The following is a 13,941-nucleotide window of genomic DNA, read 5'->3' on the forward strand; positions in this document are numbered from 1 at the left end:
TACATGCCTGCACTAGGTGCGATTAGACAGGCAGGTGTTTTCCGTGAAGCTTATCAACGTCATTTCGCTAAGCATAAGAATGCAAATAAAGCCCTAATGGCTGTACAGCGCAAACTACTCTTGGTAGTTTTCGCTATTCATCAATCGGGGCAGATGTATGATGTCAATGTGCATCATCAAAGTACCCAAAATGAGGTAGGCGAACACAATGGCTCGCCTACAGTAGCTCGTTTAGCAAGCTAAACGGCTTTCTTACACATAAACTTACGAAAAACTTCGCTTCGAGCTTGGTTTTTAACATAGCACCTTCGTCCTTGGTCGCTCCGCGCCCCGAGCTTCGGCCTGTTGGCCTGCGCGCTGACCTGACAAAACGTTTCACGGCAGGCGGCAATAGCTGTTGGAGTTTTCCTATCTTTGGGATACGTTCCAGGGATGAATACAGAGCCGATCCAATTATGATGCAACCTTTCGAGAAGACATTACCTTTCAAAACAGATGGCGCCTACCATGGTTTCGCCGAAGTGAGCGGTATGCTACACATTGAGCGTGACCATCTGGAATTGGAGTTTGAGATCAAGGATAGTTTATTTGGCGCGCTGAAATCGGGGCCTAAACAACTGGAAATTGCCTACTCCGACTTATCTAAGCTGACCTATGTACGTACGCTTTTTAAATCTCGACTAGAGATCAAGGTCAAGAGCCTACGGGTGTTGTCGAGGTTTCCTGCTGCTCAAGACGGATTGATCTCGCTCAAGATTAAGCGAAAGCTAAAAGAGGAAACCGAGGACATTACTACTTATGTGAATTTAAGGATAGCGGAGATTGGGTTGGAGAAATTGGAAGGGTAGTTGAGCCTTGGGCCTACCTCTGTTTGTTCCTCGCTAGACAAGGATGTTGAACTTTTTGCTTTGACCTATCTGCTGTATCTTCCCAATAAGAATCCGATCATAAGTAGTACAACGGCTCCTGTTATTAAGGGCCAGTCTAGGTTGGATATTTTGTTTTTCACGAGCTTATTTCGTAGCAGCGTACCTTGGTTTAAAAGGTAATCCAGGGTGTTTTTTGTGCTTACCACATCTTCTGATTTCCACACCTCTAATGCGTATACGTCGGTTCGATACATGGCTACCGCTCTGCGGGTTTCCTCGGAAATACCTTCTTTAAGTGAATAAAGCATGAGTTCATCGGCGAATTGCTGTAATTCTGCGTGTCGCTCAACGAGGTAGTTGTGATGGAAAACGGAAACGAGCGTATCAGGCGGAATAGGAAGCTGGGCAGAGAGGAACACCGAAGAAAGGGTGAAAATAAGGGGAAGCATTATTAACTTAGGCATGGTCAAGGGCTTTAGAGGCAAGTGATATATCACTTATTGCTGAGTATAGGGCAAAATAATGTTAGCGGATCAATTATCAAGACGATGATCAAAGTAGTTTGCGGAATTATATACAAAGATGACAAGATTTTCCTTTGTCGGAGAAAGCCGGAAAAATCGCTGGGTGGTTACTGGGAATTCCCTGGCGGCAAAGTGGAGGTTGATGAGCATCCGGAAGCTGCGCTGCAGCGAGAGCTCTACGAAGAATTAGCGATGGAGGTGCAGATAGATCGTTACTTTGGCACCTCGCGCTATGATTACCCTGACTTTTCTATTGAATTGATCGCCTATGTCTGTACGCTGAAAAGCAGCAACTTTACCCTCACGGATCATGATGCTTACGAGTGGGTGCCACTGGGGGAGTTGCTGGAATGGAAGTTGTCGCCGGCGGATGTGAGGTTGTGGGAGTATTTCTGTTAAGTGGAATACCTATAATTACAATCTTGTTTGTATCTTTAGTTAAATGCGAAATTAAAATGTAAGCAAGCTGGAAAATCATGATTTAGATTTAGGGCTTGTTTCGTTCCATCTCATTTCAACTTCAAAAAAACACCCTGAATGTCTATCCGTCTCTCTTCCTTTGTACTCAGCTGGCTATTTGCTGTATTAATGTTGTTTACGACCTGCCAAGGTGATAATACACAAGCGGATACCACTAGTAATCCATGCGCTGCTTGTCCTTTGCCCTTGAGTGCTTCTGAGCAAGGCTCTAATAGTTCGACGACCTTGTCATCGGAAGGGCAGGTCAACGGAGGTATTACGATTGATGCTAGTATAATAAAGAAACTAGTAGCCGGTGAAATCAACCTTGATGGTGGCTATAAACAAGGCCAAATCAGTTCAGAAAATGTTTATTGGAAACTCATTAATAGTAATCCCGAAATCGTTCAGAATACGAATCTTTATCGTAACATTACTTGTGCGCTCTTGCAAATTGTTTGCGAAGACCCGACGATAACGGAGCGGGAGAAAAGCCAGGAAAAACGTACTCTTATCACGGAGTTTCGAGCGAAAGTCGATCAGTTGTTATCGATAGGTGAAGCAGTGGTGAAGCCTACCTCTTCTCCTATTACTGCGCCTCAAAAGACCAGGCAGAGAAATACTAGTGTGCCTGCTCAACCTGCTACAGCTCAGCCCGTTTACTTCACAAGCAGTTCCTTTGTTCCTTTGGCAGTACTCTCGGTTGGTGATAAAAGCTACCTGGATTTGTCGCAAGGCTTAAAGCGGTACAGTACAGAACAAGGTATTGGTGCAAGTAATGGAATGCTAAAACCCACCTTTTGGAGTCAGTTTAAGAACAGAATCCGCGCTTTGGATACGGAATTGTTTCAGGAAGTGGCTGCTGCCAAATATACCAATTGTGTATGTATACTCGACCAGGCAGTAAGGGTACGAGAAGGAAGTTTGGCTGGAGAAAAGACTATTACTGTTATCGGAGATATTAAAGTGTGGCTTTTCAATCTTAAAACTGGTGAGGTAGGTCAGGCGGCTTTTGAAAAGCGAGGAGCAGGGCTGACGATTAGCCGGGTAATGGAAGATTTAGACCGCAAGGTTCGAGACGAATACCCTAATTTGGAATTAAACTTCAGTTCATGTCGATAAGGATAATAGTTTTTTTATTGTGGATTTCCGGAGGGAGCCTGGCTGCTCAGGAACAGGTACAAATGCAGATAGATGCCTTAGCAGCTAGTTTGGTAGAGCAAATTAACAGGCACCCGGAAGTGAATACAGTGGCTGTTGCGGCGTTTACTGACCATCAGTACAAAAGCAACAGCCTGCATCGTTACCTAAGTGATGAGCTTGCTACCGCCTTGGTCATGAACCCCAACCGTAAATTTATTGTCATTAATCGCAGTAGACTTGACGTCCTTCTAGCCGAAGCCAAACTGGATGCAGACGGTCTGATGGACCCCACCAACTTGCCACGCTTAGGCCGATTGAATGGAACAGAAATGGTGATTGGTGCGCTCGTACGTACAGCAACCGATTACCTTTCCGTAACGGTGCAAGGCATAGAGGTCGCAACCACTAATGCTCTTGTAGCTGGCCGACAAAGTGTGACCTTTATTCCTTCACTAAGGGACTTGGTAGATGGGGCAGAAGGCATAGTGCCGAGCGGGGATGCCAGCGCTGACTCAGCGGTAAAAACGCCACAGGGAAGACCATCAGCTTTAAATATCCAGCAGTTTAAGATCCTAAGTAACGGTTGTCGTTTTGATGCAAATACAAATCAAGTGTTATGTGATTTTGAGATAACTAATGAGGGAGCAACCACCAGCCTTTCTATTTACGGTCAGCGTACTGAAGTTTTTTTCCAGGGCATGGGAGCTGCACAGGGTCCTCAGAATATCGATTTAGATGAAAATAACGGTCGACAGCGCGTGTCAGCTATTATTAGGAGTGGTGAAACTGTTTCGATGGTTTTAGCAATTAGCACTTCGGTGAAACATACACAAATAGCAAGGATGTTGATTAACTGTCACGCCCAAGACCGAGGTATTTTTAATATCGAATTACACCAATTATCCATTCAATAATAAACATTTTACGTATGAAAACCCCTTTAACCTTTCTATTCACTTTGTTGATGCTGGGCCAACTGCAAGCACAGTCTTTAGATATTACTAAAGACGAAGTGAGAGTTCTTACAGATCGGCTTGTAACTATTCTTAATGGTAAACAGTTTAAAGGCACCCTAATTGTGGACAATTTTGTCAATAATGATGGAACTACAACTGAATTAGGCGTTTACCTATCCAATAAAGTTAGGACAGAATTGATCAATGCACCAGCGGTGTTTGAGGTGATCCAAAGACCTACGTCACTAGAGGCTCCTCGTCGACGAAATATAGATTTAGGTGATGCCGCAGATCAAATTCCGCGCACGAATAGCTACGACGATAATACCACCATTAAAGACAACGCAGTAGATGTAGGCGTAGATGTAGGGGTAGACTTGCTAGAAGGCTTTCTCAATCGTAGTCGCAACCCGCGTTACAAAGGAGTAGATGCTATCGTGCAGGGAAAAATTGTTGCTTTTCAAGATCGATACACATTAACTATTACCGTTATCAGCAAGAAGAAACAGCGTTCATTAGCAGCGGTAGATGGTAGAGTCACGAATACATCGGGGCTGGCGGCATTAGATGGTAGTGTACTGCCCAACCCACAGACGAAAGCTCTTGGCGGTAATGGTGGGCTTTCCTCCGGTAATCAGGGAGGGAGCGGAAATGCAACACACGTCTTCAAGCGCCTTCATCTCAATTTTGAGCTAATGAAATGTGTTAAGAGTGGTAGTTACCTGGAGATTCATCTGCGACTTTATAGTGATGGTAAGGTTACTAAAGTGACGACTTTGTATAATTACGGTAAAATTGTTAGTCAGGATGGTGGATCAGAATTCGCATCAAGTACTGTTCATCTTGGTGATATTATTAGTAATGGAAATTGGGCTACCAAGGAGCTACAACCTGATACGCCTATTGAAGTTGTGGTGACTTTCCAGCCTAACGAACAAATCGATGTTATTAATAAGTTTCAGTTAGCAATAACTGCTGATGGTGTTGGCGATTTTCTAGTAGAAATGAATGATATAATTGTGGGTTACTGATCCTTCTCACCCCCCAATCACCGGCACCAAAACCTTCTCCGGTTTCACCGCCGGCTGTTCCTTGATAGGAATAAACTGTGTCTCCTCGTATTCCTCATCCTGATAGGTGGTGGTGACGATAACGGCGATGACCTTCACATCCACGTTGATGGCTTCGATGATATTGTCGTTGGTGAGTTGTAAGGTGTAGTTGCCACCTCGGTGTTGAGTCACCTTGCCAAAGGCAGCTACGCTATTCCCCTCGGCGATAGTGGGCGCATTGCCGTCGGCGGCATGGGTGATCCCAAAGAGTACATTGTCGCCCGCCGCTGGCGGAGACGAAAACATGCTGACCCCCTCGATGGCCAAAATGGCAAGCGCACCATAACCCGTGGATAGGAGCCCTGTGGAAATCATGGTTTTGGTCACATTAGTGGCAGCAGCCTTGGTGTTGGCGCTTTTGTACCAGGCGTCACCAGAAGTTCCCGTAGAGATGGCGTAGGCCCAGGAGACGGTTTCGGTGATCTTGTCGGGTACATGGATATTGGGCTCGTAGACCATTTCTGGAATCGAAAAGCCAATGCTGGTTGTATTGCCATTCAGGTTGGTAGAGGAATGTACCCGCTCCGTTCTGTTGAGGATGGTCTCAATGGTGGTGTCGATGGCAGCTACAACTCGGCGACTACATGCGACCTGTTTGGTCTCGTAGCCAATGATGGCCGCTTCGGTAGCTGATTGTTCGACCCACGCTACAGCGGTGTTGAAACTGGCCTTGCCCGCTGCTGGGATTCTACCTATCGAAACACGACAAATACGGCTCCCTAAGCCGCTGTGTTTTAGCCGGAATTGGTAGACGCCTTCTTCCGTAATGCGAAGTCGCTTTTCCAGCGAACCCACCTGAAGATTGGCATAAACTACCTGGTCGGGATAGCGAAGAACTTCTACCTCTTTCAGCTCCTTGCCATTGACTTCCTCCATAGAAAAAATAACCTCATCTCCGGCAGTAAACCCAAAGTAGAGGTACTCTTCACCATTGATTTTCAGGGTCTGATCCGTTATTTCGATAGCCTGCTGGGTGATGCCTAATACAGTGAAGCAAGACAAGAGGGTAGCAATGATTGTCTTTTTCATGTTGAGTAGATTTAGTCTAACCCCCTTACCTCCCAATCCTCCGTTTAAACTTCTTAGGATTACGGAGCAGATCAAAGAAAGAACGCAGGTAGTCCTGACACTTCTCTCGGTCCTTAACGCTGAGGTAATCGGCGGCAGCACAGGTGGCGTAAATTTCGGTTTCCTGTTTCAGAAAATAGGAAATAGTTTGATCTATTTCTTCATCGGTAGTGGGGTAGGAGAAGAAATAGCGTTCATGTACACTTTTTATGGGCAGTGAAGGGGCCGGAACGGCATAACCGTTACCCACGAAGCCAGAATAGTCGAAGTCATAAGCAATGACTTCCGCTCGTTCCTTGTCTGGAAACTTGACAAGTTCAAGGTTGTGTTTGCCCGTAAGGGCCCAGTCGCAATTGGCAATCATGTACTGGAAAAACTGCATCCGTACAAAATATTCGCGATCGAGTACGGAGGAGGTAACCCGGCCCGTCTGGAGAACTTGTGCGCCTGTTCGGTGTTCATAGTCGCGTTCGGTTTCAATAAGAAAGCCTGTTAATTGGCGTTGACCCTTAGCGTCGATAATTTCGATATCTACCAACTGCGTTTGTATCCCATGATCATTGATCAATTGATAAAGGTCGTAGATCAAAAATTCCTTGTACAGATTGGTTTGATAGGAGCTGTTTTCCTGGCACGGAATGACGAGCTTAAGTTTGTCGTGGCGAATATATTCGAGTGAATCAAGATCAGATTTACGCAAATCAATCAGGAGAGGAGGGAGCTCGCAAGCTTGTTTGCGCATATTCCCACGCGTACGTATGCGCCCGTGGAGTGTATGGGCAAAGTCGGCGGTACGAAGAGAAATTTCGGCAGGCTGGTATTCTTCTTCCATCTTACCTTTAAGCAGTTGCTGGAAGTCAGTTTCAATAGTGAGTTGGGGCCGTGAGCTACTCGCCATTAGTACTTCCTGAATACTGGTCGTAGGCGCATGTTTTTTCATTACAATAGGTAGTTGCTCACCATCTTGATCAATGATGTAAACTGCATCATTTTCGATTAATAGTACTTGGCCTCGCACGCCCAGTTTTATACTACAGTCTATAACGATGAGTTTGCCGCCGTATAAAGGGTGGATGTCTTCCTGACTGGTATGCCCTACGATTATTTTTTCTTGGTCGTAGGCTTTGAGTTGCTTCTTAAATTTACCTTTTGAGATGGCCTCATTACCAAAATAGCCCCGGTACCAAAGTGGTCCTTCCCCTCCGTAGAGTAAATCCAACGTAGGGTCGGCAGCGATAGCGTCATAAGGCTGGCGCAGGATACGTTCGCGAAAAGTGGTGTTGAGAGCTTCGAGGGATAGGTCTAATTTCAATACTTCAGGCGAAATACCAGCGTGCACGAAGAGGTGCTCATTGATGGAGACGGCTACCTGGTGTTGTGCTATCCAGTCGCCAAGAATACTCCCACGGGCAAAGAGTTCGGGATAAGGTGTTTGTAGCGCTCCGGCCGTATAGTTATATTTTTTGTGTAAATAACGAATATCGCCGTGTAAAACCATCAGCTCATGGTTACCTAGCAGGAGGTGCAAATGTCCACCATTGGCGAGGGCCTGCTGCTCCAACTCGAAAAGTAACCATAGAATGGGTAATACTTCGTCGCCCCGGTCAAAATTGTCTCCAATGACGACAAGGTGCCCATCACCCAAGGCCCAATTATTGGTCGTGTCGATAACTCCGCTACTCAGTAGTAGTTCTCGCATTAGCTGGTACTGGCCATGTACATCACTGATCGCAATAATACGGTCGATTCCCGTATAAGTACTCGCCTTTGCCGTAGGAAAGGAAAGCCGCTGCAAATTCACGAGAGGAAGACTGTCTCGCTGGAAAACGGTAGCGTCGGCGTGCGCGATAGTCGTATCGTAAGGGACTCCACGCTCAATCCATTTTAACTGTAAACTATCTGTTTGCTGAAAAATATAGGGCCCATCAAAGTAGTCTGCCTGTTGTGCCTGAAGAGGAAAGTACAGAACGGCAAAGAGGCCTAACAGCAGCAATGAATGGCAGCACCTGAAGCGAATAGCCCGCTGTTGGCAAAGAGATTTGTAGGGATGCATGGTGTAGGAGTGTAGGTTCAGGCGGGAAGATAAGGAATAGTGGGTTATTGGTTTTATACTTGAAGGGGCCAGGAAGACGAAAATTAGCATACAGATCAGAGGCAAGAGGGAAACTAAATACCTCAACCCCACCGTTAACTAGCTAAGCGAAAAAGCCACAAGCCACGGGTTAATAGTGGATTGTGGCTTTTGTAGTGATCCCAGCAGGAAACTCCAAACGTATCAGTTTTCCTGCGTATTCGGGTAAAACCCAGTAAGAACAAGGGTTTTTAAATATTATCGAAAAGAAATTTTGTCTTGAATCGGAAGATGCGGGAACACTCCCGACAACTATTCCGACAACGCTGTAGACGTGGAAAGCGGAAACTATTTTCGTAACCACAACTAAGAACTATGGCAAAGTTACCTATTCCAAAGTTTAATCTCCGCTTGCCAAAAGGAGATGCTGAGACACTTATTTCGCTGGTTTACCGCTATCGGGGGAAACGCATGGTGTACTCAACGGGCTTTTCTGTTCACCCCAAAGATTGGGACGCTAAAACGCAGCGACCGATTAACCGGGAACGACGCAAGGACTTGTTTGCTATTCAACGTTTCCTTGATGATCTGGCTCGTTACTGCACCAGCATTTTCATTGAACATGATTACGGTGCTATCTCCGTTGCTGATTTTAAAAAGCAGCTAGACATCAAGACTAGAAAGGTCGACCCGACCGAGCGTGATGCCAGCTCTTCTTTTATCGACTTCCTCGACGAGGAGCTAGAAGATATGAAGGCTGGCGGAATGAAAAAGAACACGCTCAAGATGTTTCGCCAGAACATCAATAACATCAAAGCTTTTGCGGCGCAGTATAATGGCGGAAAGGGCTTCTCTTATGAAGATGTAGACTGGAACCTCCGAATAGAGATGATTGACTGGTTGACGGAAAAAGGCGTCCAGTTGGCTTATGGTAATAAGACCCTGAAAACCTTCCGGCAGTTCATGGAACGTGCTCGAAGGAAGCGACTCCATACCAATATCAATTACCAGGGGGTAGGGTGGACGGTTACTCCCAAAAGAGCCAAAGGCGAAATGGTTATCCTAACCACGACGGAACTACAGACTTTGGCGGATATGGAATTGACGGGGCATTTAGCCAAGATTCGTGATATGTGCCTGATAGGTGCGGGGACTGGTCAGCGGTTTGGTGATTTTTCGCGCTTTACGCCCAATAACTTCTATCGGACGTTATCGGGTATTCCGCTTCTTTCCTTGATCTCTAATAAGACCAATACGCCTACCAAGGTTCCACTGAATATCTTCCCGTGGTTAATCCCGGTATTGGAGCGGAATGAATATACCACACCCGAAATGTCGATGCAGAAGTTTAATGAAGGTATGAAAGAGCTATGCCGACGGGCTGGCTTTGATGCTGAGATACTGAAAGTGGAACAGTATATGGGACGCAAAGCACGAGTGGAGAAATCTTATGTAAAGAAGTACCTCCTGGTATCTTCTCATTGCTGTCGGAGAAGCTTCGCTACCAACCTTTATAGAGAAGGCTACCGATTATCTCAGATCATGCCAATGACTGGTCACAGTACGGAGACTCAACTCAGGGAATACATCGGTATTGATGCGGAGATGAATGCGGAAGAAATAGCATTAAACATCATGGAACAGCGGGGAAAGCATCCTGGATCGGCTTCTGTGCTGAAGGTAGTAGGTGCTTAATTATTCATTGCTCTTGAAAAGAAAAAATCATGCAAAACACACTTATAAATAACGATTTCGGGAAGTCGATAAAGCGATTACGCGCTATCCTTCCCAAGCTTAGTTTCAGTCTGTTGATCGCCACTTACTTAATCTCGGCCATCATCATGGGCATCTTCCACGCGCAGAATGCGCCCAATATTGGGTTTATGATAGCGGCATTTTTGGTGCCATTGGCGATACAAGCGGGTAGGGGAACGTTGGTGTTCTTCTTTCAGCTTAATCCGGCACAGATACAAAACAAGCTCTCTTTTGGGATAATTGCGGCATCTGCTTTGCTGGTGCTTTCCCTAATTGAAGCGGTGCTGGTACTGCTTCCTTATGGTTATAGCTGGATAGTCTCGGTTTCTACGCTGATGCTTATCGGCTGGGTGATTGAAATTATGATCTTACGAGAAACTATTCTGGCGACTCAAATGGAGTTATTCTCTAATAAAGAGCGATGGCAGGAGGTTAAAGATTTCTACGTTGCCAAAGCAGAACTAAAGCATTTCATCGCTGAGTTAGAAGGAGGGACATTGCCTCAAGCATTACCACCAGCTGAAGAAAAGCCAAAGGAAGTGATTGACCTGGACCCTGAGCCTAATGATAATCCCGCTATAGATTTACTCAAAGAATTAAACGAGCACTTGCGGGGAAAGGAGAACCGCCCTTTTCCATAGATGGGGAAGGGCGGAAAAGTGCCACCTTTTACGGTGTTTTATTAGATAGTGAAGACCCGTTTCTCGGTCATAATCTTGACCGTTTAGAGAAACGGTTTCGGGAACGGTATGATGCCTCCGTTGAGAAGAATCGAAAACGAGAAGCAGACGGGAAACAACCTCATCAGACTGTCCTCAAATCAGTAGCTGAGAATCATAAGCGATTTATGATGGTGCGGCTACTGAGACATCTTTTACTAGGAGAAGAATTGAACTTGGATATGTAATTGGAAGCCTCTCCGTTTTGGAGGGGCTTTCGCATTTTATCGCAGATTTCCAGAAGGTTGAGCTTCTAAAATGTTAAAAAGTGTTAAAGTTTCTGAAAAATGATAGTCAACGGATTTTCCCAGATTATTCCATTTGATTTCACTTGGTTTTCTGCTTTTATTTAAATGATTTCAGATGGTGTCATTTGGTGTCAAGCAAGGTTTAATTCGCTGTTTTTGAGTGATTTGTGATTGTGGTTTGAGTCTATTAGATTGCGATCAATTACTTGATTTACTAAAACAAATAGCGATGGAAAACAATAATATTATCCTGCACTCGGTAACACCTCATGAGCTTAAAGAGCTTCTTCGTGGTATGATTAAGGAAGAATTTGATACTATGAACGAAGAGGTTCAGCGCGTCATCGGGGAAGATGACTTAGTAAGCACTGGCACTGCATGTAGGCTTCTTGGTGTTTGCTCAAAAGTACTACTTCACTTAGTACGTGAAGGACACTTCACCGTATTTCATCACATGAAGGAAAAACGCTACATAAGAGCCGAGTTACTTGCTTTCCGCAATCAACAGCGGATTAGCAAACGATCCCGAAGATAATCGTCTTACTTTTATTGCTATAGGTTCGGTGAAAAAGGCACTAACATCTCGCGCAAATCGGGCGGTATTTCCATCACTTGCAACGGCGGTACATCAGCTCCTCCGGTATTACCCGTAGGAATTTTGCCTACAAAAGATTTAACCCCGCCGAATACTAATCGAAGTATCTGTCCTCTAATCTCCTTCCAACTTTTAATAGCAAAGCCAAACCTTAGCATCTTCCAGTGTACTTCTGAGTGCTCCACTGCCCAAGGCTGTCCTAGTATGTGTGCCCTTTCTAGGTGTCGCCATGCTAGTTGTAAATCGCTTTGCTCAAAAGCGTTACCATAACTGACGAGTTCTTTTTCGTAATGCGGCCGAAGCCCGTCAGGCATTTTCCAGTAGAATTTCATTTCAGTAACTTTTAGAAAATAATAATGAGGTAAAATGAGATTAATGGTTCCATTTCATCCGCTGCAATCTTACTGCATTCAATATAGCTAGTAAAGCTACTCCTACATCCGCAAACACTGCTTCCCACATAGTAGCCAAACCACCAGCTCCGAGAATAAGCACGATAATTTTGACTCCGAAAGCTAATATAATATTTTGCCAGATGATACGCTGGGTAGACTTCCCGATTTTAATACCAGTAACTATTTTTGAGGGTTGATCCGTTTGAATAATCACATCGGCAGTTTCAATGGCAACATCGCTTCCCAAACCACCCATCGCAATGCCGACATCGCTTGCCGCTAATACTGGAGCATCGTTGATTCCATCGCCGACAAAAGCCACGACCCTACTAGGGTCTTGTTTTATATTTTCGACCTCATTCAGTTTGTCTTCGGGGAGTAAACCGCCTTTCGCACTTTTAATGCCTAATTCTGTAGCTACTTTTTGGGTGATAGAATCTTTATCGCCTGAGAGCATAATCAGGTGTTGAATACCTGTCTTGCGTAGCTCTTGGATGGTAGTTTTGGCATCTTCTTTAAGCTCATCTGCAATGGTTACATAACCCGCAAACGATCCGTCAATACCGACCAGCACAATGCTTTCTACAATATTGTCGGCCTTAGCAGGTATGGCAATATCAAATTGCTCCATCAGCTTTTTGTTACCCACGGCCATGGCTTTCCCAGCTACTTCTCCCGTTAAACCTTTCCCAGCAATCTCCCTAATGTTAGTAGCCTCCGCAAGAGAGTTATCACTGCTATATTCCATGATGGCCTTGGCAATAGGGTGGGTGGATTTGGCTTCTATCGCCATGAGAAGGTTCATAAATTGGCCTTCATCAAACTGACCATCGACCACAATATCTTTGATTTTGAAAACTCCCTTGGTGACCGTTCCGGTTTTGTCCATCACCAGCGTGTTGACTTTAGTCAACTGGTCTAGATAGGTAGCACCTTTGAAAAGCAACCCGTTTCTAGAGGCTGCTCCTAATCCACCGAAATAACCCAACGGTATAGAGATCACCAAAGCGCACGGGCAAGAGATCACCAAGAAAATCAAGGCTCGGTATAACCAATCCGTAAACACGTAGTCAGCAACAAAGAAATAGGGCAGAAAACAGATAGCAATTGCCAAATAAACCACGATTGGAGTATAAATTTTTGCCAAACGCCTGATCAGCAATTCCGTTTTAGACTTGCGCGCGGTTGCGTTCTGTACCAAATCGAGAATACGAGCAATGGAACTGTCATTGAAGAGTTTCTCCACCTTCAATTCTACCACTCCATCCAAATTAATCGAACCCGCCATTAGTTTTTCGCTTCGCAATACATTCTGCGGTTTACTTTCTCCGGTTAGCGCAGCAGTGTTTAAGACCGCTTTTTCAGAAAGCAATACGCCATCTAAAGGGATTTTTTCACCTACTTTTACTTGTATTGTCTCGCCAATTTGAACGGTTTCTGGATCAACTGTTTCGTAATTTCCGTTACGAAGAACGCTAGCGATGTTGGGCCGCACATCCAGTAGAGCTTTGATATTATTTTTGGCTCTTTTGACCGCAGCGGTTTGAAATAATTCTCCGACGGCATAGAATAGCATCACCGCTACACCCTCCGGATATTCGCCAATCGCAAATGCTCCGATAGTAGCAATAGACATCAGGAAAAATTCGGTAAATACTTCGCCTTTCCGCAGTGCTTCCCAGGCTTCTTTAATAACGGGAAAACCAACTGGGATATAAGCAAAAGTATACCAAACAATCTTTATCCATCCCGTGAAAAATTCGAGGGATAATAAGTGTTCCATTGCCAGCCCCGAAAGCAGTAAAACTAAGCTGATCAAAGCCGGGGCATACGCTTTCCACCCTAAGCCGCCTTCGTGACTGTGACCATGAGAATGATCGTGACCATCTCCTTCCTGGTGCGTCTCCTCGCGAGGTGCGATCTGTGGCGGGGTGTGGGCATCTATTTTTTCCTCTTGTGTGCAACAGATCAGATTGCCGCTTTCGTCGTATACTGGTGGATGGGGGTGAGTTATGTGCTTGTTCATT

The 13,941-nt window shown here is 45.1% G+C and carries 13 protein-coding genes and 1 pseudogene; 9 read left to right on the forward strand and 5 right to left on the reverse strand.

Features of this window, described 5'->3' with window-relative positions:
* A pseudogene (locus A3EU_RS34500) lies at positions 1 to 243 on the forward strand (hypothetical protein); the annotation flags it as partial.
* Positions 244 to 287: 44 nt separating this feature from the next.
* Positions 288 to 848 carry a hypothetical protein gene (locus tag A3EU_RS0103810; RefSeq protein WP_020534797.1) on the forward strand — a complete coding sequence of 187 codons (561 nt, stop codon included), beginning with the start codon at positions 288 to 290 and terminating at the stop codon, positions 846 to 848.
* A gap of 65 nt (positions 849 to 913) precedes the next feature.
* Here A3EU_RS0103810 and A3EU_RS0103815 read toward each other — a convergent pair whose 3' ends face one another.
* Entirely contained in the window at positions 914 to 1,333 is a 420-nt protein-coding gene (locus A3EU_RS0103815; RefSeq protein WP_020534798.1) for a hypothetical protein, read from the reverse strand.
* Positions 1,334 to 1,417: 84 nt separating this feature from the next.
* On the opposite strand from A3EU_RS0103815, the gene A3EU_RS0103820 reads away from it, so the two are divergent.
* The 4 genes from A3EU_RS0103820 (at position 1,418) to A3EU_RS0103835 (ending at position 4,982) form a co-directional block, all read left to right on the forward strand.
* Positions 1,418 to 1,792 carry a (deoxy)nucleoside triphosphate pyrophosphohydrolase gene (locus A3EU_RS0103820; RefSeq protein WP_020534799.1) on the forward strand — a complete coding sequence of 125 codons (375 nt, stop codon included), beginning with the start codon at positions 1,418 to 1,420 and terminating at the stop codon, positions 1,790 to 1,792.
* Positions 1,793 to 1,930: 138 nt separating this feature from the next.
* A complete protein-coding gene (locus A3EU_RS0103825; RefSeq protein WP_020534800.1) occupies positions 1,931 to 2,974 on the forward strand; it encodes a hypothetical protein in 1,044 nt (347 codons plus the stop codon).
* Positions 2,965 to 3,909: a CsgG/HfaB family protein gene (locus A3EU_RS0103830; RefSeq protein WP_020534801.1), complete on the forward strand. Its 945-nt coding sequence runs from the start codon at positions 2,965 to 2,967 to the stop codon at positions 3,907 to 3,909. Before A3EU_RS0103825 ends, A3EU_RS0103830 begins: the two co-directional genes overlap by 10 nt.
* 14 nt (positions 3,910 to 3,923) lie before the next feature.
* Positions 3,924 to 4,982: a hypothetical protein gene (locus A3EU_RS0103835; protein WP_020534802.1), complete on the forward strand. Its 1,059-nt coding sequence runs from the start codon at positions 3,924 to 3,926 to the stop codon at positions 4,980 to 4,982.
* 6 nt (positions 4,983 to 4,988) lie between these two features.
* On the opposite strand, the gene A3EU_RS0103840 is transcribed toward A3EU_RS0103835, so the two are convergent.
* Together A3EU_RS0103840 and A3EU_RS32470 are read right to left on the reverse strand one after the other, a co-directional pair.
* The gene (locus A3EU_RS0103840) at positions 4,989 to 6,092 is read right to left on the reverse strand and encodes a hypothetical protein (protein ID WP_020534803.1); all 1,104 of its coding nucleotides are present in this window, start codon (positions 6,090 to 6,092) and stop codon (positions 4,989 to 4,991) included.
* A gap of 25 nt (positions 6,093 to 6,117) precedes the next feature.
* A complete protein-coding gene (locus A3EU_RS32470; protein ID WP_169433317.1) occupies positions 6,118 to 8,184 on the reverse strand; it encodes a metallophosphoesterase in 2,067 nt (688 codons plus the stop codon).
* A gap of 393 nt (positions 8,185 to 8,577) precedes the next feature.
* Here A3EU_RS32470 and A3EU_RS0103850 point away from each other — a divergent pair, with 393 nt between their 5' ends.
* From A3EU_RS0103850 to A3EU_RS0103860, 3 genes are all read left to right on the forward strand, one after another.
* On the forward strand, positions 8,578 to 9,897 hold the full coding sequence (locus A3EU_RS0103850; protein WP_020534805.1) for a tyrosine-type recombinase/integrase: 1,320 nt from the start codon (positions 8,578 to 8,580) through the stop codon (positions 9,895 to 9,897).
* Positions 9,898 to 9,926: 29 nt separating this feature from the next.
* Positions 9,927 to 10,598 carry a hypothetical protein gene (locus A3EU_RS0103855; protein WP_020534806.1) on the forward strand — a complete coding sequence of 224 codons (672 nt, stop codon included), beginning with the start codon at positions 9,927 to 9,929 and terminating at the stop codon, positions 10,596 to 10,598.
* Positions 10,599 to 11,153: 555 nt separating this feature from the next.
* Positions 11,154 to 11,459, forward strand: a complete 306-nt coding sequence (locus tag A3EU_RS0103860) for a MerR family transcriptional regulator (protein WP_020534807.1) — start codon at positions 11,154 to 11,156, stop codon at positions 11,457 to 11,459.
* A gap of 17 nt (positions 11,460 to 11,476) precedes the next feature.
* On the opposite strand, the gene A3EU_RS0103865 is transcribed toward A3EU_RS0103860, so the two are convergent.
* Both A3EU_RS0103865 and A3EU_RS0103870 read right to left on the reverse strand, forming a co-directional pair.
* Entirely contained in the window at positions 11,477 to 11,851 is a 375-nt protein-coding gene (locus A3EU_RS0103865; protein ID WP_020534808.1) for a DUF3703 domain-containing protein, read from the reverse strand.
* A 40-nt stretch (positions 11,852 to 11,891) separates the two neighbouring features.
* Positions 11,892 to 13,940 (reverse strand): heavy metal translocating P-type ATPase, encoded by a 2,049-nt coding sequence (locus A3EU_RS0103870; RefSeq protein WP_020534809.1) that lies wholly within the window; start codon positions 13,938 to 13,940, stop codon positions 11,892 to 11,894.
* Position 13,941 lies beyond the last annotated feature (1 nt).

The organism is Lewinella cohaerens DSM 23179 (assembly GCF_000379805.1).
Taxonomy (GTDB): Bacteria; Bacteroidota; Bacteroidia; order Chitinophagales; family Saprospiraceae; genus Lewinella; species Lewinella cohaerens.